At 41.3% G+C, this 21,911-nt stretch carries 18 protein-coding genes; 10 read left to right on the top strand and 8 right to left on the bottom strand.

Translation table 11 applies throughout. The features are described 5' to 3' along the window. Window positions 1-430 precede the first annotated feature (430 nt). A complete protein-coding gene (locus HFU86_RS11615) occupies window positions 431-772 on the top strand; it encodes a hypothetical protein (RefSeq protein ID WP_132495320.1) in 342 nt (113 codons plus the stop codon). A gap of 132 nt (window positions 773-904) precedes the next feature. On the opposite strand, the gene mepS is transcribed toward HFU86_RS11615, so the two are convergent. Next, the gene (mepS, locus tag HFU86_RS11610; protein WP_036953007.1) at window positions 905-1,492 is read right to left on the bottom strand and encodes a bifunctional murein DD-endopeptidase/murein LD-carboxypeptidase; all 588 of its coding nucleotides are present in this window, start codon (window positions 1,490-1,492) and stop codon (window positions 905-907) included. Between the two features lie 1,064 nt (window positions 1,493-2,556). On the opposite strand from mepS, the gene HFU86_RS11605 reads away from it, so the two are divergent. Further along, entirely contained in the window at window positions 2,557-2,889 is a 333-nt protein-coding gene (locus HFU86_RS11605; protein ID WP_243698965.1) for a hypothetical protein, read from the top strand. Between the two features lie 154 nt (window positions 2,890-3,043). On the opposite strand, the gene yeiP is transcribed toward HFU86_RS11605, so the two are convergent. The 3 genes from yeiP to HFU86_RS11590 all read right to left on the bottom strand — a co-directional run bounded on the left by yeiP (window position 3,044) and on the right by HFU86_RS11590 (window position 5,591). Next, window positions 3,044-3,616, bottom strand: a complete 573-nt coding sequence (gene yeiP / locus HFU86_RS11600; RefSeq protein ID WP_132495318.1) for an elongation factor P-like protein YeiP — start codon at window positions 3,614-3,616, stop codon at window positions 3,044-3,046. 142 nt (window positions 3,617-3,758) lie between these two features. Then, window positions 3,759-5,003 carry a tryptophan permease gene (gene mtr / locus HFU86_RS11595; protein WP_108477943.1) on the bottom strand — a complete coding sequence of 415 codons (1,245 nt, stop codon included), beginning with the start codon at window positions 5,001-5,003 and terminating at the stop codon, window positions 3,759-3,761. Window positions 5,004-5,150: 147 nt separating this feature from the next. Then, a complete protein-coding gene (locus tag HFU86_RS11590) occupies window positions 5,151-5,591 on the bottom strand; it encodes a nucleotide triphosphate diphosphatase NUDT15 (RefSeq protein WP_132495316.1) in 441 nt (146 codons plus the stop codon). A 182-nt stretch (window positions 5,592-5,773) separates the two neighbouring features. Between HFU86_RS11590 and fruK the strand changes: the two genes are divergently transcribed. Beyond that, window positions 5,774-6,709, top strand: coding sequence for a 1-phosphofructokinase (gene fruK, locus HFU86_RS11585; RefSeq protein WP_036953017.1), 936 nt, complete (start codon window positions 5,774-5,776; stop codon window positions 6,707-6,709). 82 nt (window positions 6,710-6,791) lie between these two features. Here the strand turns inward: fruK and nfo are convergent, their stop codons facing one another. Then, a complete protein-coding gene (nfo, locus tag HFU86_RS11580) occupies window positions 6,792-7,637 on the bottom strand; it encodes a deoxyribonuclease IV (RefSeq protein WP_132495314.1) in 846 nt (281 codons plus the stop codon). A 132-nt stretch (window positions 7,638-7,769) separates the two neighbouring features. Further along, on the bottom strand, window positions 7,770-8,849 hold the full coding sequence (locus HFU86_RS11575) for a YeiH family protein (RefSeq protein ID WP_132495312.1): 1,080 nt from the start codon (window positions 8,847-8,849) through the stop codon (window positions 7,770-7,772). A gap of 190 nt (window positions 8,850-9,039) precedes the next feature. Here HFU86_RS11575 and yieE point away from each other — a divergent pair, with 190 nt between their 5' ends. Together yieE and HFU86_RS11565 are read left to right on the top strand one after the other, a co-directional pair. Then, window positions 9,040-9,903 (top strand): DNA-binding transcriptional regulator YeiE, encoded by an 864-nt coding sequence (yieE, locus tag HFU86_RS11570; RefSeq protein WP_187129304.1) that lies wholly within the window; start codon window positions 9,040-9,042, stop codon window positions 9,901-9,903. Window positions 9,904-10,048: 145 nt separating this feature from the next. Next, complete coding sequence (locus tag HFU86_RS11565) at window positions 10,049-11,536, top strand: amino acid permease (RefSeq protein WP_036953029.1); 1,488 nt, start codon at window positions 10,049-10,051, stop codon at window positions 11,534-11,536. A 76-nt stretch (window positions 11,537-11,612) separates the two neighbouring features. Here the strand turns inward: HFU86_RS11565 and HFU86_RS11560 are convergent, their stop codons facing one another. After that, window positions 11,613-12,248 carry a TetR/AcrR family transcriptional regulator gene (locus HFU86_RS11560; protein WP_187129303.1) on the bottom strand — a complete coding sequence of 212 codons (636 nt, stop codon included), beginning with the start codon at window positions 12,246-12,248 and terminating at the stop codon, window positions 11,613-11,615. A gap of 101 nt (window positions 12,249-12,349) precedes the next feature. On the opposite strand from HFU86_RS11560, the gene HFU86_RS11555 reads away from it, so the two are divergent. The 5 genes from HFU86_RS11555 to dld all read left to right on the top strand — a co-directional run bounded on the left by HFU86_RS11555 (window position 12,350) and on the right by dld (window position 20,272). Beyond that, window positions 12,350-13,135, top strand: coding sequence for a DJ-1/PfpI family protein (locus tag HFU86_RS11555; protein ID WP_132495308.1), 786 nt, complete (start codon window positions 12,350-12,352; stop codon window positions 13,133-13,135). Window positions 13,136-13,518: 383 nt separating this feature from the next. After that, window positions 13,519-15,540, top strand: a complete 2,022-nt coding sequence (locus tag HFU86_RS11550; protein WP_132495306.1) for a ligand-gated channel protein — start codon at window positions 13,519-13,521, stop codon at window positions 15,538-15,540. Window positions 15,541-15,726: 186 nt separating this feature from the next. Beyond that, window positions 15,727-16,284, top strand: coding sequence for a hypothetical protein (locus HFU86_RS11545; RefSeq protein ID WP_132495304.1), 558 nt, complete (start codon window positions 15,727-15,729; stop codon window positions 16,282-16,284). Window positions 16,285-16,808: 524 nt separating this feature from the next. Beyond that, window positions 16,809-18,191: an APC family permease gene (locus HFU86_RS11540; protein ID WP_036953041.1), complete on the top strand. Its 1,383-nt coding sequence runs from the start codon at window positions 16,809-16,811 to the stop codon at window positions 18,189-18,191. Between the two features lie 353 nt (window positions 18,192-18,544). Beyond that, window positions 18,545-20,272 carry a D-lactate dehydrogenase gene (gene dld, locus HFU86_RS11535; RefSeq protein WP_187129302.1) on the top strand — a complete coding sequence of 576 codons (1,728 nt, stop codon included), beginning with the start codon at window positions 18,545-18,547 and terminating at the stop codon, window positions 20,270-20,272. Window positions 20,273-20,450: 178 nt separating this feature from the next. On the opposite strand, the gene sbcB is transcribed toward dld, so the two are convergent. Further along, complete coding sequence (gene sbcB, locus HFU86_RS11530; RefSeq protein WP_187129851.1) at window positions 20,451-21,890, bottom strand: exodeoxyribonuclease I; 1,440 nt, start codon at window positions 21,888-21,890, stop codon at window positions 20,451-20,453. Window positions 21,891-21,911: the final 21 nt, after the last annotated feature.

The raw sequence follows: 21,911 nt of genomic DNA, 5'->3' as shown, positions 1-21,911 counted from the left end.
TAATTGTTAATATATTTGAATAATAATGTAAAAAATAGATTAATTTACTATGGTTTATTTTGAGGTTTGTTCTCAAAATTTGTTTAAAAATTAACTTTTTTGTCAAAAAAATTCGTATGCAATGATGTGTGTCACAAAAATTTAACGACATGCTACTTTTTTAATGTTATATTTAAGTTCTTGCTTTTAACATTCATGTTACTTTTCGATTGAGTTAAAAGTTCGGTTTGAACGAGGATTTCTTTAAGACATATGTAGCTCTATTCACTCTCTAATATAGAGAGAGGTACAAGGAAGAGGGACGTTGTCTCTTGGGGGAGTTTCAGTATCTAAAAGAATCGATATTCATTGAGTGAAATGTAAATTAAATGGCGATTTGGCTAGTCAATTTACTTGGCAAAATGATGACATGTTTTAATAGGAAATTTTTGTGGAAAAATTAGGTCTTTCGGTGGTGCACAGGCTACCGCAAAGCTACCGCTGGTTATCGGGAAAAATAGGGACAGATGTTGAAGTTGTGCCTATGAATGATATGAATAGCGATAAGCTAGTGGGGCTAAAATTGCTGAGCCACGACTGTGCAACAGATTGTATTGCAATGAAGCATTTATCTGACTCGTTATCGGAAATGCAGATCGATAACGCCATTTTAGAATGGCAAAAAGAGATGTGTTTATTTATCCGAGCGAGTGATGAGCTAACCGCAATGTGCCGTTTAAAAGCATCCGGTGTTGCTATCGCAGAAATGGCTTCTGGTTTCTATTGTGCTTGATGGCATTGAAACTATTTAATCTTAAGGTCGTCTTTATGATATTCGGCCCAATAAAAAAGCTTCCGGTTTAGAGCCTGGAAGCTTTTTTATTGGCAAGGTATCTATATGTTACTGCATTAATGTTTCTGGGTTTTATGAACCATTAACCACACGGCGGCTTGCGTAATAACGCTTGCTCCAATAATCGTTAGTCATTTCAGAAACGATAACGCCATTGCTTGTAGAGGCGTGAACAAACTTATTGTCCCCGATATAAATCCCTACATGCTTCATCGTGCGACCTGTTTTAAACAGAACTAAGTCACCCGCTCTTAAATTATTGCGTTTTACACTTTTACCTGAAGACTCTTGTTCAGAGGTAGTACGTGGTAATTGCACGCCAAATTGTTCGAGGAAAGTACGTTGTACGAAGCTAGAACAGTCAACACCACTTTTCGTGGTTCCACCTAAACGGTAGCTTACGCCTTTCCAGCTTGCATATTGATCCATGATTTTGGATTTGGTATCAACACTTCTGACTAAATCTTCGAATTCATCTTGAGATGCCATTGCGAGTGAGTCATTCGATGTTGCATTTAACATACGAGCATCTGAAGATCTTGTGGTTGTCTGACCATTCTTCGACGTTTTCGGTGCCGTACATGCTGAAAGCGTTACGGCAATTGCGACTGCCGGAACAATGCGCCAGATATAGCGCTTAAATTTTTCAGAAGTTAACATTAATAGAATATCCCTTGCCATTTTATTTGTTGCCGTGTGGAAATTACACAACACACTTAAACTGATCCCTGTGAAAAACGCATTAAACGACTGAGTGTATTTTTCGCAGAAAGTGTTTATGTATCGAACAAATTATGCTCTAAATTAGCAGCTATCTTGTGCTCTAACACCTGTTGATTATAAAAAAATAATCAGAAGCTGCTAAAAATCGTACTTATTTTATATATTTGGCTGATGAATATTAGGTTCTTTAACCAAACATAAAGAATATACATAAACAAAGCTGAAATGGCGAGTTAATAGGGGCATAATTTACAAAACATTATATAAAACGAGAGATCCATCATTAACTTGCCTTCAGAATGCGAATAATCCAGTGTTTTTGCGCTCTTAGGAAGACCGTTTTCAAAGAAAACATGATCATAGTCACGTTTATTATCTAATATCTTTATAAAAACAGTGGTGATTTTTTAAATTTCAATCTGATTTGTAAAGAAGTTTAAATTTATATTGTTTGTCACTTAAATGTAAAAACAAATTGTCCGTATTAGATGGGTATATGTTGCGGATATTCTTACTACATTATCGTGTGTTTTTTATGCATTAAGCTTCCAATGAAGAGAGCTAAACAGTTATGTTCATTATTCAATACTATGAAGTTTTACTCTTTTAATAAGTGAAATGAATTAAATAGATTAAAAACTTACTAAGAAAATGAATTTAATTAGAGAATTGTTGATAGTAGTTCTAATTAATAAACATCAAATGCAATTGATGGATAAGATGACTAATTTTAATAAAATAGAAAGTGATTTGTTATATAAATGAAATCAATTCCAATGAAATTTATTGTATCTAAGTTAAATTTTAAACACTAAAAATCTTGCCTCCCTTTGCGGGTTTCTAAAAATAAAAAATGGCGACCATATGTGAAATAACTATTTCCCTACTCAAATTAAGCTTATATCCGAAATTTATTAAACAACGCATCAATTAGATGTAAATAAATTCTAGTAATTGACGATAACTTAATTTTAAGCGGAGAAATTCTTGTGGATCACTCAGTGAAAAAAATAACATTAGCAGTATTTTCTTTAATGGCATTAACATTCGGTATGCACGCTAAAGCCTCTACACATAGCGAAGCAAAACCCGTTGCATCAGGTACTATCCACTTTGTCGGAGCGATTGTCGCATCACCTTGCGTTATCACGAGTATTGAACAGAGTATTGATACAAAATGTTGGAATGATGATGGAGCCGTTAAAACGACGTCAGTAAAGTTTAATAAATTGACTGAAAAAGGAACTGTGCTTCCAAATCATAAAGGAACTCAAACATTCAAATGGATTAATAAGGAAAATAAAATAGGGGTTTACACGGTTATTTATGACTAATAACTAAATTGTCATTTTTATATTAATTTTTGAATGTTAAATGGAATGCGATTCTAGGATGAATGAGTGATGTTTATTTATAATGACGCCTATGGGCGGAATGCCCATAGGTAGTGTAAGCTTATTTTCTTACTGAGAAAATAGAGTAAAATAATTAATCACAACGGCCCATATAACGGCGTTCAGGAATGTGAATACGGATTTTTTCACCGGTAGTTAAATATTCAGGAACTTGAACTGTTAAGCCAGTCGGCATTGTTGCAGGTTTAGTACGAGCACTTGCAGAAGCGCCTTTAATACCTGGCGTTGTTTCAGCAATCACCATATCGACAGTTTGTGGCAATTCAAGTGCTAGCACTTGCCCATCCATTGTTAAAACCTGCATTCCTGGTAAACCTTCTTCAGGAATAAATAGCAGCTCTTCTTCAATATCAGATTTTTTAAAGATATATGGGGTATAGTCTTCATTGTCCATGAACACATACTCATCACCATCAATATACGAGAAGCTTACCGCACGGCGAGTGAGTGAAATAGTGTCTAAAACATCATCGCCTTTGAAGCGTTCTTCAACTTTTTGGCCAGTTTTGATATCGGTAAAGCGCATTTTATACAGTGTACTTGCGCCACGAGCGCTTGGGGATTGGATATCAATGTCTTTAACCAGCAGTAATTTCCCGTTGTAGTTTATTGCAAAACCACGTTTGATTTCGTTGGCCTTAGCCATAAATAACCTTCTTTGTTATTAGTCAAAAAGAGTTCGACAAAATTACTCGCAGATAACGGATTAGGCAAGATGTTAACATCAAAAAAATCCCTAGTTTTCACGCTAGGGATCTCTTTTTAAACAATGATTGTCTTTGAATAACTTAATAAACAGGCAATAAACCTAACAGAGACAAAATATGGGCTGCTGCGTTAATCAAACCAAATAAGATTACGAACCCAATCACAAAGCTTCCGCCGGGTGTTCGATAGCTATTATTAGGAAAACGCTTACGGCTTGCTCTTGCCATCATGGCAGGGACAATGACCGCCCAAATAGTGGCTGCAAGTCCTGCAAAACCGATGGCATAAATAAAGCCGTCAGGGAACGCTAAACCTAAAACTGTTGGCGGTAAGAAAGTAATAATGACTGATTTAAATCGCCCTTGATGGCTATCGTTAAATTTAAAGAAGTCAGCGATAAAATCAAATAAGCCGAGGGATACGCCTAAAAACGAGCTAGCTAATGCCATGTAAGAGAACAGTGTTAAAAATTGCGAAATAAAGCTACTCTGTGCGGAAATATTCATTTGATTCAGTAACGCGCCAATATTGTTACCATTTTCTCTGATCGCAATAAAGGATGAGCGCGGAATATTACCCTGAATAGCATACTGCCATAAGATATAGATAGTGACGGTAATTCCTGCACCATACACTAAGCTCAACATGACACTACGGCTATCTTTATTGTAGTACTTCACTAATCCCGGCACGTTACCGTGATAACCAAAAGAGGTCAGTAAATAAGGCAACGCAGCTAATGCATAAGGTAAATATTCACTGTGGCTATTTTCATATTGGTCGAAGAGAACTAAAGGCGAAGCGGTTGTGACCATGCCACCAATAGACATGACGAACGTGATCACCATCCCACCAATTAAAATTGTACTTAACCTATCAACTGCACGGGTAGATAACCAAACAAAAAACGCGATAACGACCGCAAAAACAAAGCCTGAGAGTGCTTGTGGAACTTGAACATATTGAGAAATGTTCTCTGTAATAATTGAGCTACCTGCCGAAATATAGGCATAGGTCAAAATATATAATACAAACGTAATGGAGAGGGTATTAATGGTATTCCAGCCGGAGCCTAATAAATCTTTTACCATGGTATGAAAACTAGCACCTGCCGGGTAATTCATATTGGCTTCTAAAATCATTAATCCTGATAATAACATACAGATAAATGTGTAGATCAGTAAGACAACTGAACCGGAAAACCAAACACCTGAAGTCACCATCGGAATAGAAAACATACCAGCACCGACTGCGGTACCGGCTATGATCATTGAACCGCCTAAAATAGAGGGGCGCTTTGGTGGTTTTGTTACATCGGCTTCCATGATGACTCCTGAATGATTGTTTCACTGTACTAGCTGAACGATACATTAGGACTGAAATAATGTAAACATCTAAAAGATAATAAAATAAAAAATAATTAATGGTGATTACTATATGCACAAACAGGATGAAATTTGTGCATATGGGGTTTAGAAGTGAGGCTGATAAAAGCGTTTGTTGAGCCATAGCTCAATGGTATTACGACTAGCTTCAAAATGAGGCTCAGGTAATGGGTCAGTCGGAGAAATCCACAACAGGCTTTCGCATTTATCCGCTTCCATGATCTGTGGGGCTTTTTCTCCGTTATATTCCACATGCATGCAGATGGAAACGGTATGTTTTCCTTCTTGTTGGAAGGTTTCGATATTATTGCTGATACCAAATACGGTTGGGGTCTCGATATCAATACCAATCTCTTCTTTTATTTCACGGATTGCACAGGCTTCGAAAGATTCTCCTGGGTCAACATGGCCTCCGAAAATAGACCAGTAAGGCGCATGCTGACTGCTACGTTTACCTAGGAGAATTTGCCCTTGGGCGTTAGTAATCAGTACACCGACACCAACAACAACATATTGAGGATCCGACATTATTTTTCCTTCTTCTTATTTTTATAGAGGAAAGAATTTTGCCACGTTACTTTCAAATTACAATCAGGAAAAAATACAAATATCACTGAAACTAACAGTTATTAGTGTTATAACTATGCCCTGAAAATCTTGTGATAAGACCGTCTGCACGAAGACAATAATGATAAGGGAGATAAGTGGTTATGACTCGCCGGGTTGCTACAATTACATTAAATCCTGCTTATGACCTTGTGGGGCTATGCCCTTCCATCGAAGTCGGTGAAGTCAATTTAGTTAAGACCGCTAGTCTCAATGCTGGAGGCAAAGGGGTTAATGTAGGAAAAGTCCTGCGTGACCTCGGTATTGATATCACCGTTAGCGGCTTTATGGGTAAGGACAACCAAGAAGAATTCCAACACTTCTTTAGTGAAAATGGCATGGCAAACCGTTTTAGCATGGTGCCAGGTCGTACACGCATTAATGTTAAACTCACAGAAAATAACGGTGAGTCCACAGACTTTAATTTCTCTGGTTTTGATGTCAGTAAAGAAGATTGGAACCGTTTTTCCACGGAATCCCTTAATTGGCTTGGTCATTTTGACATGGTGGTGGTCAGCGGAAGTTTACCTAATGGGATTGAACCTGAAGAATTCACACGTTGGATGACTCGCCTGCGTCAGTTATGCCCTTGTATTATCTTTGATAGCAGCCGCGAAGCATTAAAAGCGGGCCTGAAAGCATCCCCATGGTTAGTTAAACCTAATCGTCAAGAGTTAGAAACATGGGTAGGGCGCAAATTACCGGATTTAAAAGATGTTATTGCGGCGGCACATGAGCTGCGGGATAAAGGCATATCTCACGTGGTCATTTCTCTTGGTGAAGAAGGTGCTCTTTGGGTAAATGCTTCGGGGTCTTGGCTCGCGAAACCGCCTCAATGTGAAGTTGTCAGTACGGTAGGCGCTGGCGACTCAATGGTTGCAGGGTTAGCTTACGGTTTATTAAATGGTGAGACTAGCGAACATACACTCCGCATGGCAACCGCAATTTCTGCGTTATCAGTTTCTCAGCCGGATGTTGGCTTGAAAAATCGTAATAAGCTAGCAGATATGATGGCAAAAATAGAGATGAAATCGCTGTAACTATTTTACGATTGTTTCATTGAGAAGGCGGCTTATAGAAGGCCGCCTTTTTGTTTGCGATACTTTTAGTTTATTAGCTGTCTTAGCTATTTTGTTGCGATTTTAACCATGCAATTTCTTGTGGCCAAATATCAGGGTTGATGGTCTCTAAAATCAGCGGAATACCATCAAAACGTGGGTCTTTCATAATATAGCTAAATGGTGCATAGCCAATGTTGCCTTCACCTAAGCTATGATGGCGGTCAACACGACTGGCAAATTCACTTTTCGCATCATTAAGATGCATACCTTTTAAGAATTCAAAGCCCACAATGTCAGAAAATTGTTGGAATGTTTTCTCGCAATCTTCTGCTGTGCGCAGGTCATAACCTGCGGCAAAAGCATGGCACGTATCAATACAAACACCGACACGGCTTTGATCTTTAACGCGCTCGATGATTTTAGCTAGATGCGTAAAATCAAAACCAAGATTTGTCCCTTGTCCTGCGGTATTTTCAATGACGGCGATAACGCCTTCAGTTTCTTCTAAGGCGATATTGATCGATTCTGCAATGCGAGCTAGGCAATCATCAACTTCAATTTGCTTAAGGTGGCTGCCGGGATGGAAGTTCAGCAGGTCAATCCCCAATTGCATACAACGCTGCATTTCATCAATAAAAGCGACGCGAGATTTCTCTAATGCTTCAAATTCAGGGTGCCCCAAATTAATGAGATAACTATCGTGGGGTAAAATTTGGTGTTTCCCATAACCGTATTTAGCGCAGTTTTGTTTGAAGCTTTTAATTACTTCGTCGCTAAGGGGGGCTGCTTTCCATTGACGCTGATTCTTGGTAAATAAAGCAAATGCGGTGGCTCCAATTTCATGGGCGCGAATGACTGCTTGGTCTACGCCGCCAGAGGCGCTGACATGTGCTCCAACATATTTCATGATTGACTCCTTTTTTCAGGAGTATGCCATTAATAACTAAAGAAATGAAACCAATAAAAAATGCCGCTTATAAAAAGCGGCAATCGGAGGTGCTTAGAAAAGGAGACAAACTTAGCAAGTAGAAAATGAGGGTTAAAACACCGACTGAATAACAACGTTAATTACGATACCGCCGAAAATTAACCAAGCGAACAAGATAGCAGCCATCAATAAAGGTTTGATCCCCGCTTGTCGAATCGCACTGACATGCGTTGTCAACCCTAATGCCACCATCGCCATCGCTAATAGGATGGTATCTAACGTAATAATTTGTTTAACCAGTTGCTCAGGTAATAAGTTGAATGAGTTAAACGCGGCGACCAAGATAAAAATCACCGCAAACCAAGGGATCGTAATTTTACTTTTTTGGGCGCCTTCTTGCGTGCTGGCCGCATTTTTACGGCTAATAAATGCAGATAAGATAATTAAAAACGGCGCCAGCATCATCACGCGTAACATTTTCGCTATCACAGAAGCATTTTCTGCATCTGGGCCAATAGTATGACCTGCGGCAACAACTTGGGCGACTTCATGTACGGTTGAACCGATATAAATCCCGAACGTTTCTTGAGTCGCAGGGATCCAGCCGAAATGCGCATTTAACTGATATAACCATGGGTAGACAAAAATGCCAATGGTGCCGAAGATCACCACGGTTGAAACGGCAACAGCGACCTTACTTGCGGACGCTTTAACAACCGGCTCGGTTGCCATTACGGCAGCGGCACCACAAATACTGCTACCCGCACCAATTAACATGGTGGTTTCATCATCAAGTTTGAACACTTTTTTACCAAGCCAGTAAGCTAATAAAAAAGTGGAGGTTAATGTGAGCGCATCAATAATCAGTCCAGTGGCTCCCACGTCGGTGATTTGCTGAAAAGTCAGGCGAAAGCCATACAAAATAATACCGGCACGTAAAAAATAGTGCTTAGCGAATTTAATTCCTGCATCGCTACTTGTACTAATCGCAGGGTAAACGGTATTTCCCACAAAAATACCAAGAAGAATAGCTAGAGTGAGCGCGCCCAGCCCGATATCCATAAACCATGATTGTTCACCAAGGTATATGGCAATGGCTGTTAAAATTCCCGCTAAAATGATCCCCGGAACAAGTTTTAGAATAGGGAATGAATTATTTTGTGTGATTGCTTTGGTTCCAGTTTTATCCATGACTACACTCTTTATGACGACTTAGATTAAGTTGGAATAAGCATATAACAAAAAATGTAATAATCTAAATTGATTGTTTTTGTATTATTTATCTAAAAAACAGATTAAGAGTTTCTTCTGGTATATTGCTAATAAATGATTAATATTAACAATATTATTACAACTACATAATCATCTTGGAGCTTTCTGTATGCGTATTACACTGAGGCAGCTTGAAGTTTTCACGGAAGTATTAAAAAGTGGCTCCACGACGCAAGCATCGCAATTATTAGCGTTATCGCAGTCCGCAGTGAGCGCTTCACTGACTGACTTGGAAGGGCAATTAGGTGTGCAACTCTTTGACCGTGTAGGTAAACGACTTGTCACTAACGAACATGGGCGCCTACTTTACCCAAAGGCATTAGCGTTATTAGAACAAGCATTTGAAGTCGAGCAACTGTTCAAAAAAGAGATGGGCGCAGTTCGTTTGGCGGCAAGTACCACAATCGGTAACTATATGTTGCCTGAGATTTTAGCCGGGTACCGTCATGATAATCCTGAAATTCCACTGGAATTATTTATCGGAAATACTGAGGAAGTCATTAAAGGCGTGATGGAGTTTCGGGCTGATGTGGGGCTGATTGAAGGGGTTTGCCACAGTCCTGAACTCATCTCAAAACCGTGGTTAAAAGATGAGTTAGTGGTGTTTTCCGCGCCAAGTAACCCATTAGCACAAAAAAAAGTGACTTTAAAAGAGTTAAAAGATGCGCCATGGATCTTGCGTGAAAGAGGCTCTGGTACGCGCGATGTACTAGATCAACTACTCTTTGCTCACCTTCCAGGATTCCATATTTTAATGGAGTTAGGTAATTCCGAAGCGATTAAACATGCGGTACGTTTTGGGATGGGTATGAGCTGTTTATCTCGCCGTGTGATTGCGGAGCAATTAGAGAATGGCACGCTGGTGGAGCTTGAAGTGGAAGAGTTACAACTTGAGCGTACGTTATACCTGATTTATCACCGTCAGAAGCATCTTTCTAACGCGATAACGAATCTGTTGGATTATTGTAATTGACGTTTTATTCACTATAACGTGTTTTGCTAATAATTATCGCTGGATTATGAAGGTATCTTATAACAGCAAAGAGTTGCTTAGTTCTGCCGTTTGAGTTTGTTAGAATCCCCCGCGTTATTGACTGAAAATAAAATACAGGGAACAGATGGCAGAACAACATACAACGACATCGATGAGCGGCGGACCAAGATTACGTCGAGAACTAAAAGCTCGCCACCTCGCGATGATCGCAATTGGCGGCTCCATCGGAACCGGTTTATTTGTGGCATCCGGTGCCACAGTAGCACAAGCTGGACCGGGTGGAGCGCTCCTCTCATACGCCATTATTGGTTTAATGGTGTATTTCTTAATGACCAGCTTAGGTGAATTAGCTGCGTACATGCCAGTCTCTGGCTCCTTTGCGACTTATGGCGCAAAATATGTCGATGAAGGCTTTGGCTTCGCATTAGGTTGGAACTACTGGTACAACTGGGCGGTAACTATTGCGGTTGACCTTGTAGCGGCACAATTAGTGATGACCTATTGGTTCCCAGATACCCCAGGCTGGATCTGGAGTGCTATCTTCTTAGCAATCATTTTCTTACTGAACTACATTTCCGTTAAAGGCTTCGGTGAAGCGGAATATTGGTTCTCGCTAATCAAAGTGACCACGGTGGTTATTTTTATCGTCGTTGGCGTGCTGATGATTTTCGGCATTATGAACGGCGCAGAAAACGCGGGTTGGCATAACTGGGAAATTGGTGATGCACCATTTGCTGGAGGTTTCTCTGCCATGATTGGTGTGGCGATGATCGTAGGGTTTTCATTCCAAGGTACTGAATTAATCGGTATTGCGGCGGGTGAGTCAAAAGATCCAGCGAAAAATATCCCTCGTGCGGTGCGTAAAGTGTTCTGGCGTATTTTGCTGTTTTATATCTTCGCGATTTTAATCATTAGCTTAATTATCCCTTACACTGATCCAAGCTTACTGCGTAACGACGTGAAAGACATTAGCGTGAGTCCATTTACACTAGTATTTGAGAATGCAGGTTTATTATCAGCGGCTGCGGTGATGAACGCCGTTATCTTAACTGCGGTTCTCTCTGCGGGTAACTCCGGGATGTATGCCTCAACGCGTATGCTGTACACCTTAGCTCGTGAGGGTAAAGCGCCGAAAATCTTTGCTCGCCTCTCTAAAGGTGGTGTACCACGTTATGCATTGCTGGCAACCACGGTTGTGGCGGGTTTGTGCTTCTTAAGCTCAATGTTTGGGAACCAAACGGTATATCTGTGGTTATTAAACACGTCAGGTATGACTGGGTTTATCGCGTGGTTAGGGATTGCCATCAGCCATTACCGCTTCAGAAGAGGCTATATTGCGCAAGGTAGAGATCTTAATGACTTACCATATCGGTCAGGTTTCTTCCCAATCGGGCCAATTTTCGCCTTTATCCTGTGCTTAGTGATTACACTGGGTCAAAACTATCAAGCTTTCTTAGAAGATAAGATTGACTGGGTAGGTGTTACCGCAACCTATATCGGTATTCCTCTATTCTTAGCTATCTGGTTCGGATATAAAATCGTGAAGAAAACCTCGATTATCCGTTATAAAGAGATGAGCTTCCCGTCATATAAAGAGAATTTAGAGAAGTAATTTTCTCTTAAAATTAAGATGTTAATGGGTAATGTTGGTCAGTGAGTTTTCTGACGACATTACCCATTTTTGTTTTCTAAGGGGATGACGTTGATTGGGTGTTTTCTGGTATAACTAGCGTTGCACGCAGCACCATCTCTCCCGCATCAATTAGCGCGGACAACTCCTCTTCTGTTTCGCCCGCTCTCGCTCGTAGCGATACTGAATGCAGTAATGCGATAAGCGTTTTTACCAGTAATCGCGCATTTTCAGGTTCACGTAAGGCCGATTTTTTCTTTTCGAGACAAGTGATAAGCATCGTCTCCTGTGCAAGGATAACGTCTTTTAGGAAGGCTTGTACCTGTGGGTCATCGGTTTCTGCTACGGCAGTAGAGAGCACCATACAGCCCGTTTTACCGTCTACTCCGTTATACAAGGAGACGGTGGCACGAAGCCAACGGCTAAGTCGTGCAAACAACGGCTCATTTGGCGATTGCTCAGCTAGCGCAGCTGCATAATGTGCCTGCGCGATTTCACCAAACCGTGCCATTGCTAATTCATACAGTCGCGCTTTGTTTCCAAAAGCGGCGTAGAGACTCGGCTTTTTCATCGCAGTGACGTCAACCAAATCTTCAAGTGAAGTCGCGGAATACCCCTTGCGCCAGAATAACGCCATGATGTTATTTAGCGCTTCATGGCTATCATAATTTCGTGGTCTACCTTTTTGTGCCATTTTATTACCACTCAGTACAAAAATAGTTTACTTCATTGTATATCATATATTATCTTACCGATCAGTATAATAATGATGATTAAATAACCAAGGATAATAGAATGAATAAATATGATTATGCCATTAGCACAGCCGCTGGGTTGACAACACCGTCAATTCAGGCGCTGATTGCAGGGGGTAGGGCGCAACAATCTTCTTTACTTAAAGTGGGTATTTTTGTCTGCCCAGGATTTATGCCAATGGACATTAATGGAGCACAATCCGTTTTTACTATTGTGGGCGCTGAAATTTATTTTATCTGGAAGCGTAAAGAGTTGCTTGAGGGTTACACAGGGTGGCCAACTATGCCAACAATGACATTCGATGAGTGCCCTGATGATTTAGATGTTTTAGTCACGGGTATGGTGCCTCCAGAGGTTATTGAAGATCCTGAAGTGATTCAGTTTTTTGCTCGGGTTGGGCATACCGCAAAAACGGTGATTGGTACTTGCTATGGTTCGCTAATGTTAGGAACGGCAGGGTTATTGCGGGGTAAGCGGGCAACCAGTAATAGTAATGTTGTCCCGATGCTACCAGACGTAGGGGCAATCGCCGTAGGGGGCAGTGATGTTGTCATCGATGGTTCGATTTATACCTCTGGACCCGCAACCGGTTCATTTGACGCTTCACTGTTGGTGCTCAAAGCCTTACGTGGAGAAGAGGTTGCCTCCCTTGTCGAATTGGCAATTGAGTATGATCCTCGCCCACCGTTTCGTACCGGTTCACCTGAACTCGCAGGCCCTGAAATGACGGGAATAGCGCAACAGATGACTGCACCATTAAACCAACAATATCACGCTGCGGCAAAACGCGGTTACGAACAGTTTAACCAGAATATTAATCATTAGCCTTCTGTATCTACTGTCTTTTCGCGCTTGTATTTAGTCTTCTTTTGGCAAGCGCTCACCTTTCTTCGTTTTTAAGAGGATCTACGACTGATGAATAATCAGCCGCAGATCTTGATTCAAAAGATTTAACCTTTGACTTAAGTCACACAATTCATCACGGAAAGTCATGAATCATTCAATAATGGTATTGATAAGTATTACCATTTACATTATTGTTACCGCCTGCGAATGAGAGTTAATTACTTAATTGATTTAACTTCAAAAGTGGTAAACCTCAGAAAGTATCATGTCAAAAGAATAATAAACCTTTGGGGCGTTAGACGACCCATGCTGAGCATAGAAAATTCATTGTTAAGATAAAGAAATCTCTTGGAGAATTGGGAATGGTTGTTTTTACTAAAAGAAAAATAGCAGTTAGCATTATTGCGGCTATCACTGCGGTACCTGCTTTTGCGGATGACAGCAGCGATAAAATTTTTGTAACAACTGCATCAGGTTATCAGCAAAAGATTGAAGATGCGCCAGCATCAATTTCCGTTGTGACACGTGAACAGCTAGAAACTAAAGCTTATCGCGATGTGACGGATGCCCTGAAGGATTTACCGGGTGTTCAAGTCACAGGTGGTGGTAGTAGCTCTGATATTAGTATCCGAGGAATGGATGCGAAGTACACCATGATCATGGTTGATGGTAAACGTGTTGATACCCGAGGAACGCGTCCAAACAGTGATGGTTCCGGTATTGAGCAAGGCTGGTTGCCACCATTACCTGCCATCGAACGAATCGAAGTGGTACGTGGTCCTATGTCATCATTATACGGTTCTGATGCAATGGGCGGGGTTATCAACATCATCACTCGTAAAGTTGGTAAAGAATGGACCACATCTTTACGTGCGGATACAACCATTAACTCTCATCGTGATTCAGGGAATCAAGGCCAAGGTAGTTTCTACACATCTGGCCCATTAGTGGATGGATTACTGGGCGTAAAATTCAATGGATTATATTCACATCGCGGTGAAGACAAATTCGAAGGTGGTTTCAACGAGCAAAAGATCGGTGCGATTGGGACGACACTAACGTTAACGCCTGATGAGTTTAATACCTTCGACTTTGACTTTAAATATGATGAACAGCAACGGAATGGTACAGCTGGAAAATCAAAAGTGCTGATGTGTACAACTAAAGTGAATGGTAAACCTGTTCCAGTTCAGTGCGAAGATTCCAATACGACATATAGAAAAAATAACTATGCGCTTACGCATAATGGGGTTTATGACTGGGGTGCTGCTGAAACATTCGTTCAGCGTGACGAGTCTAAAAACCCAAGTCGTAATATGGAATACAACGATACATTAGTGAAGAACCAAACCGTCTTTAACTTAGGTGACCATACTTTAAGTATTGGTGGACAATATCGTTATGAAGACCTGCGTGATAAAGGAAACAAACTGAAATCTGCGGGTGGCGTTGACCAATTAAATCGTTATAGCTGGGCGTTATTCGCAGAAGATGAGTGGATGATGACAAACGATTTCTCCTTAACAGGTGGCCTACGTATGGATAAAGATGAAAACTTCGGTTCTCATTGGACTCCTAGATTATATGGTGTTTGGCATACATCGGATGAGTGGGTAATTAAAGGTGGGGTTTCTACGGGATACCGTTCACCAGAGTTACGTCAAGTTGCGGCTAACTGGGGGCAAGGTACCGGCGGTGGTGGCGATCCTGCTGTTATCATAGGTAACCCAGACTTGAAACCTGAGAAAAGTGTGACAGAAGAGATTGGCTTTATTTGGAACAATCAAGACAATCTAAATGTGGGGATCACATTCTTTAATACTGATTTTAAAGATAAAATTATGGAGATCCGTACCTGTACCGACTCAACAGGTAAAACGCCAGGAAGCGTAGCCAGTGGGGAATGTATGTATGACGGAGAAGCCTATAAATTTATCAGCACGCGTGAAAACGTTGATAAGGCAAATCTACGTGGTGCTGAGTTGACCTTTAATTGGGATATCACGGCAGACTTAGCATTTGCGGCAAACTATACTTATTCCGATTCAGAACAAAAAAGTGGGAAATTCAGTGGCAAGCCTCTGAGCCGTACACCTAAGCACATGGCGAATGGTTCTTTAACATGGCAAGCAAGAGAAGATCTGCAGTTATGGAACCGAGTGAACTTTAATGGCCGTAGCAGTGCATTCTTATCTCGCTCAAGCATGGCAAAAGAACGACCTTCTTATACGTTTGTTGATGTAGGCGCAAGCTACTATCTTACTAAGAATGTGAACTTAGTGGGTGGTGTATACAACATTTTAGACAAGCGTTTAACTGAAGAAGAGTTTGATAAAGTTTCGGATGGTCGTCGTTATAATATCGGTATCAACTACAACTTCTAATTAAACCATTAATTTTTATTTATCTAAGCCCTTTGGTTAATCGCCAAAGGGCTTTTTTGTACTATTATTTAAAAAGAAAATAGGTATCCAAAAAGAAAATCAGTAATTCGGAATAAAGATATGGTTATTTACCGCTAACTGCGTCAATCTTCCTCACCGCGATATGGAGCCGAGCAGGAATAGACTATGCCCAAATTTAACCGTTATTTTAGAGCTAGTTGTCTGAGTTTTTTACTATTTATAGGCGGTATTTCCCATGCCCTTGCAGGTGACCCGGGACCTTACCGATTAGTTTTTCTCGATATCTCGCAATCACCGTATCAAGATGGTCAAAAATTATTAATCGAATTACGCAAAATGGAACGGCTTTCTTCAGTTCAAAGGGATGCCTGCTTTATGTGTAATGGCAGTGACGATGGTGATTCTGATGTGGAAGTGTTGTATGTCTACTCAGTTCCGGTGGGGTTATCCATCGAAGCACTCCGTAAAGCCGTCAATGGTGATGTTGAGGCGAGAAACAGTATGCAATCGGTACTGGGTAATTTTAAAGACCAATATGATTATGGCGTGGATGGTTTATTGATTTATAACCATCAAGAGGGAAAAGTGACGGTCTATACGATGGATAACAAAGTCGGTAGTCCATTGCAGTCAGAAACCAAAGCCGTAAAAAGTAAATTATTGCATTCAAGTTTAGATATGTTATTGGAAAAAAGTGCCGCGAAATTAGACCGACCGGTTTAGCATTTTATTAAGGATAATCAATCGGCTTTAGTGTCATTTATCGTCTTAAAAGCATGTCATATTAGCTATCAGAACGGAAAGTCCAAAATTATCAGAATTTCTCATCGAAAAGGGGGCGTTTTGTTAACAAATTGGCTTGCTATTTACAGGTATGACGTGCAAAATGCGCGGACTAAAAAATGACTGATGCCTGATAAAAACCGGCATCGGTTTTTTTGCTTTTTAGGGTTCTTTCATTTTAACGGGGCCGGATATCAGGCCGGATAGATAAATAAATATTTACATGTAGCTAATATTTCATGCTACAGCTTTGAGGAATGCTTTTATGGCTTACTTTTTCGCACTGGCAGCAGGGCCAAGCGGTCGTCGTTGCCGCATTGATGACTACGGAGCAAACACCGGCTTCGCACAGACCCTTTTCCACTTCTCTTCTTTCTTCTCTGCTTATAGGCAGATGCAAAGTCTTCCCAGTAACTGTCGATTGAGTCGAAGTACGCAATCGAAAGTTATGGGGGGGCTTTATCATGCAAAATAATTCCGTACCTTTAGATATCGGCCACAACCAAACTGGCGCCAATAACCGTGTTCAACTTGCGAAGACATTAACGCTTGTACAAGTTGTTATGATTGGTATTGCGTATATTCAGCCAATGACTATCTTCGATACTTTCGGAATGGTATCAGATAAGACTGGTGGTCACGTCCCGACTTCATACATTATTGCACTTGCTGCGATACTGTTTACTGCACTGAGCTATGGTAAGCTGGTTAAACGCTTCCCATCAGCGGGTTCAGCCTATACTTATGCCCAGAAATCAATGAGTCCACATATTGGTTTCCTTGTGGGTTGGACATCTTTGCTGTCCTACATTTTCATGCCAATGATCAATATCTTATTGGCAAAGATTTATTTACAAGATATTTTCCCGAATGTTGAACCTGCGTATTTTGTTATTGGCTTGGTCATTTTAATGACTGCCGCCAACTTACGGGGTATCAACGTGATTGCAAACTTAAGTACTGTAATTGCGATTATCCAAATGGGGGTAATGGCGGTATTTACAGGTTTAGTGATCCACGGAGTTTCAAATGGTGAAGGGACAGGGGAGATCTGGACATTCAATCCATTTGCGAATGAAAAAACTGAGATGATCCCGCTGATAGCTGGGGCAACCATACTCTGTTTCTCATTCTTAGGTTTTGATGGGTTAAGTTCACTGTCAGAAGAGACACCAAACGCAGGTAAAGTTATTCCTCGTGCAATTTTCTTAACTGCACTGATTGGTGGTGTGATTTTTATTACCGTTTCGTTCTTCTTACAGCAATTTTTCCCAGACGTTTCACGCTTTGCGAATATTAACGAAACACAGCCTGACATTATGCGATTTGTGGCGGGGTCCTTCTTCCAAGCCATTATCCTTGTGTTCTCCTGTGTCACGGTATTAGCATCCGGTATGGCAGCTCATGCGGGTAGTGCGCGTTTAATGTATGTAATGGGTCGTGATGGCGTATTCCCAGAAAAAGTGTTCGGCTACGTTAGCCCAACATGGCGTACTCCGGCGTATAACGTCTTATTAGTAGGCTTCTTAGCCCTCGGCGCTATCTGGTTTGAGATGGATTTTGCAACAGCATTAATTAACTTTGGTGCGCTGATTGCATTTACATTCGTCAATATTTCAGTCATCAGCCAGTTCTTTATTCGTGAACGCCGAATTAAAGGCTTCAAAAATATCATGAACTATTTGATATTACCGATCATCGGTACGCTAACAGTTTGTGTGCTGTGGCTGAATATCGAAGAAGATTCAATGGTTTATGGTCTGATTTGGACGGCGGTTGGTCTGGTGTATATGGCGGTATTAACACGTATGTTCCGTAGGCCTATGCCGCAGATGAGCGACCTATAAATATATTCTTCATTCTTCGCGTCGTAGCGTTGTTGGCTGCACGCGCTAGCCCTAGTCACATACTTATGTATGCTCCTAGGGTCTAGCTTGCTTGCCGCCTAGCTACAACACGAATTATTTTGAATATATGTCAGCATAGCTGCCTAAATATAACTTCAAATACAGGTTGGCATCAAAATAGTTAAACTGCGAACTGCGAACTGCGAACTGCGAACTGAAATTGATGACTAATAAAAACAGCGCCTTTGGGTGCTGTTTTTGTTTCTAAAGGGTATTAATAATTTCTTAACATATTAATCTTATGTGATATTGTGAATGGGTTTAATGACAAGACCCTGACAGGAAGGCATGAGATGAATGATGTAAAAAATCCTGAGAACCAACGATTATTACTCACACTCAGGAACATTGTTGGCAAAAAAAATATCCTTACCGAACCCCATAAAACAGAACGTTACCGCAAAGGCTTCCGCTCAGGAGTGGGTGATGCCATTGCCGTTGTATTCCCAACCACGTTACTCGAACAGTGGTATGTATTTAAAGCTTGCGTCGAAGCTGACAAAATTGTGATCATGCAAGCGGCGAACACGGGGCTCACCGAAGGCTCAACCCCAAGCGGTTATGATTATGATCGCGATATCGTCATTATCAGCACGTTACGCCTAAACCAAATTCAAGTACTACCCGAATTTAACCAAGTGGTTGCGATGCCTGGCAGTACGCTCTATGACCTCGAAAAAATCCTCAAACCACTGGGGCGTGAACCGCACTCCTTAATTGGCTCTTCATGTATTGGTGCATCCGTTGTGGGAGGGATCTGTAATAGTTCTGGTGGCTCCCTTGTGCGTCGTGGTCCGGCTTATACGGAGTTGGCCCTATATGGACGCGTCAATGAAAATGGCAAGGTTGAGCTGGTAAACCATTTAGGTATCGAATTGGGGAAAACCCCAGAAGAGATCTTAACCAACCTACAAAACCGTCGCTATAGCAGTGAAGATATCGAAAATAGTGAAAAGTTGGCATCCGATCATGATTACGCAGAACGCGTGCGTGATGTCGATGCAGACACGCCATCGCGCTTTAATGCGGACGAACGTCGTTTGTTTGAAGCCTCAGGCTGTGCTGGTAAGTTAGCGGTTTTCGCTGTTCGCTTAGATACTTTCCCTGCGGACAAAGCCACACAAGTTTTCTATATTGGTTCAAACAATCCTGATGTCCTAGAAGACATTCGTCGCCATATTTTGAGTGAGTTTGAAAATTTGCCTGTCGCAGGTGAATATATGCACCGTGGCTGCTTTGATATTGCCGAAATTTACGGCAAAGATACGTTCTTAATGATCGATAAATTTGGCACCGACAAAATGCCAACCTTCTTTACCATTAAAGGGCGTATGGATGCGGTGCTGAATAAAGTACCACTTCTGCCATCAAACTTAATTGACCGCACCATGCAGCTGCTAAGCAAACTGTGGCCATCTCATCTACCACCGCGCATGAAACAGTTCCGTGACCAGTACGAGCACCATTTAATGCTCAAAATGGCGGGGGACGGTATTGATGAAGCTAAAGTTTGGTTGAAATCCTTCTTCGCCACAGCCGATGGTGGCTATTTTGAATGCACACCAGAAGAAGGTGCAAAAGCATTCTTACATCGCTTTGCCGCTGCGGGATCTGCCGTTCGCTACCATGCCGTACATAATAATGATGTGGAAGATGTCCTACCGCTAGATATTGCACTAAGACGTAATGACCGTGATTGGTTTGAAAAATTGCCACCAGAAATTGAAAATCTGATCGTGCATAAATTATATTGCGGACATTTTATGTGCCACGTCATGCACCAAGATTATGTCTTGAAAAAAGGCGTAGATCCGAAAGAGCTGAAGCAAAAAATGTTGGAATTACTGGATGCGCGAGGCGCTCAGTACCCAGCAGAGCACAACGTTGGGCATTTGTATAAAGCGCCGGAACAATTGAAATCGTTCTATAAAGAGTCCGACCCAACAAATACTATGAATCCAGGTCTTGGAAAGACCACTAAGCGGAAACATTGGGAAGGGGATTGCGGTTGTGACCACTAGGTCACTAAAAGATAGAAGATAATAAAATGGGCGGGTTTTCTGCCCATGAGATTGATCACAAAGAGGGATAAAAGCGTGATTTTTCCCTCTTTGTGTTATCAGGCGAAAATCAATAAATTGATTTTCCTTGTTAATTTTACAACTCAAAAAGAGCCATTTTCATCCCTATCACTGACAATCAACTTGCTAATTCTGCGGCATAGTTCACTAAGGCTTTTAATTGCTGACAGCGTTTTTCATCTTCATGATAAACTTCCATGAGTAATTGAATTTGCTGTAGATAATCCGTTAAACGGCTCTCAGTAAAATAATCGCGGCGATGCTGTAACCAACGCTGTTGCTCATCATAAGAGAGTGTCGCAGGGAAATTGCGTGCCTTATAACGGAAAAATAGCTCCTTCATTCGCTTATCTTCGAAGCTAAGATCTAATGCGGGTAAATTTTGGGGTGGCGTTTCGCGAATAATGTCCATCGTAGAGCGATCTGATGGGCTGAAAAAGCCATTATAGATTTGGCTATCTACATCGTTATTTTCTTCAAATTGTTGGGCGACACTAAACAATTCAATCAGCTTATTACGCACATCAGGATTCTTACGTAACAGCTCTAAATTACGCATGCACAGGTCACGATCAATGCCTGTACGCTCCGCATCTACCGTTCGCAAGGTCTTTTCAGGGGCAAGGATTGGGCATTTATTAATATGTACCAGCTTAACTGGGACGGGTAGCTCGTCACCTAACTCAGCTTTCGGTGTGTATAAGCGCTCACGAAGTTCATCCGCATTTAACGTGAGAAGCGGAGACATATCGGAAGATAGGTCACACATAATCACCGCGTTTTTATTCTCGGGGTGCCAAGCGAGAGGGGCAACTAAGCTGACATAAGAGCGTACCGCACCAAACATTCCTGATACATGAACTAACGGGGTCATATCTACGATGTCGATCAGCTGGTTAACTTTGTTTTTATTTCGCAGTTGATAGAAATAATCAAACATACGAGGTTGAGCTTGTTTCAGTAACTTAGCCATATTAATGGTCGCTAAAACGTCAGACATCGCATCATGAGCATTTTCATGAGCCACACCGTTGGCCTTGGTTAAGTGCTCAAGGCGTAAGCTAGGTAACCCGTCATCATTTTCTGGCCAGTTGATCCCTTCAGGGCGCAGCGCAAAGCAAGCACGTAATGCATCCAATAAATCCCAGCGAGAATTACCTTGCTGCCAGCTATAGGCGTAAGGGTCATAAAAGTTACGATAAAAAATATTTCGCGTCACTTCATCATCAAAGCGAATATTGTTATAACCCATAATACAGGTGTTAGGTACGCTGAATGCGTTATGGATGCGCTTCGCAAATTCCGCTTCATTCACGCCGTTGGCCATGGCGATTTGCGGGGTAATGCCGGTTATCATTACTGCTTCTGGCTGAGGAAGATAATCATCCGTAGGTTTGCAGTAAAATACTTCAGGTTCATCGATGATGTTGAAATCTAAGTCTGTCCGCACACCCGCAAATTGAGCAGGGCGATCCAGAGCCGGATGCTTACCAAATGTTTCATAGTCATGGATAAAAAAGGTCGGCTGATTATGCTTATTTTTCAAAATGAGATCCATCGTCGATTTAGGTGAGTAATG

The sequence above is a fragment of the Providencia sp. JUb39 genome (assembly GCF_012272845.1).
Lineage (GTDB): Bacteria > Pseudomonadota > Gammaproteobacteria > Enterobacterales > Enterobacteriaceae > Providencia > Providencia lanzhouensis.
The sequence above is the reverse complement of the archived record's forward strand: the minus strand, read 5'-3'. Positions and strand labels throughout refer to the sequence as shown.

Coding starts and splice junctions, on each gene's coding strand:
- yeiP (WP_132495318.1), bottom strand. CDS start 3,616: ATGGCTAAGGCCAACGAAATCAAACGTGGTTTTGCAATAAACTACAAC.
- nfo (WP_132495314.1), bottom strand. CDS start 7,637: ATGAAATATGTTGGAGCACATGTCAGCGCCTCTGGCGGCGTAGACCAA.
- HFU86_RS11575 (WP_132495312.1), bottom strand. CDS start 8,849: ATGGATAAAACTGGAACCAAAGCAATCACACAAAATAATTCATTCCCT.
- HFU86_RS11590 (WP_132495316.1), bottom strand. CDS start 5,591: ATGTCGGATCCTCAATATGTTGTTGTTGGTGTCGGTGTACTGATTACT.
- mepS (WP_036953007.1), bottom strand. CDS start 1,492: ATGTTAACTTCTGAAAAATTTAAGCGCTATATCTGGCGCATTGTTCCG.
- HFU86_RS11555 (WP_132495308.1), top strand. CDS start 12,350: ATGAATAAATATGATTATGCCATTAGCACAGCCGCTGGGTTGACAACA.
- yieE (WP_187129304.1), top strand. CDS start 9,040: ATGCGTATTACACTGAGGCAGCTTGAAGTTTTCACGGAAGTATTAAAA.
- mtr (WP_108477943.1), bottom strand. CDS start 5,003: ATGGAAGCCGATGTAACAAAACCACCAAAGCGCCCCTCTATTTTAGGC.
- sbcB (WP_187129851.1), bottom strand. CDS start 21,890: ATGGATCTCATTTTGAAAAATAAGCATAATCAGCCGACCTTTTTTATC.
- HFU86_RS11540 (WP_036953041.1), top strand. CDS start 16,809: ATGCAAAATAATTCCGTACCTTTAGATATCGGCCACAACCAAACTGGC.
- HFU86_RS11560 (WP_187129303.1), bottom strand. CDS start 12,248: ATGGCACAAAAAGGTAGACCACGAAATTATGATAGCCATGAAGCGCTA.
- HFU86_RS11550 (WP_132495306.1), top strand. CDS start 13,519: ATGGTTGTTTTTACTAAAAGAAAAATAGCAGTTAGCATTATTGCGGCT.
- fruK (WP_036953017.1), top strand. CDS start 5,774: ATGACTCGCCGGGTTGCTACAATTACATTAAATCCTGCTTATGACCTT.
- dld (WP_187129302.1), top strand. CDS start 18,545: ATGAATGATGTAAAAAATCCTGAGAACCAACGATTATTACTCACACTC.
- HFU86_RS11565 (WP_036953029.1), top strand. CDS start 10,049: ATGGCAGAACAACATACAACGACATCGATGAGCGGCGGACCAAGATTA.
- HFU86_RS11545 (WP_132495304.1), top strand. CDS start 15,727: ATGCCCAAATTTAACCGTTATTTTAGAGCTAGTTGTCTGAGTTTTTTA.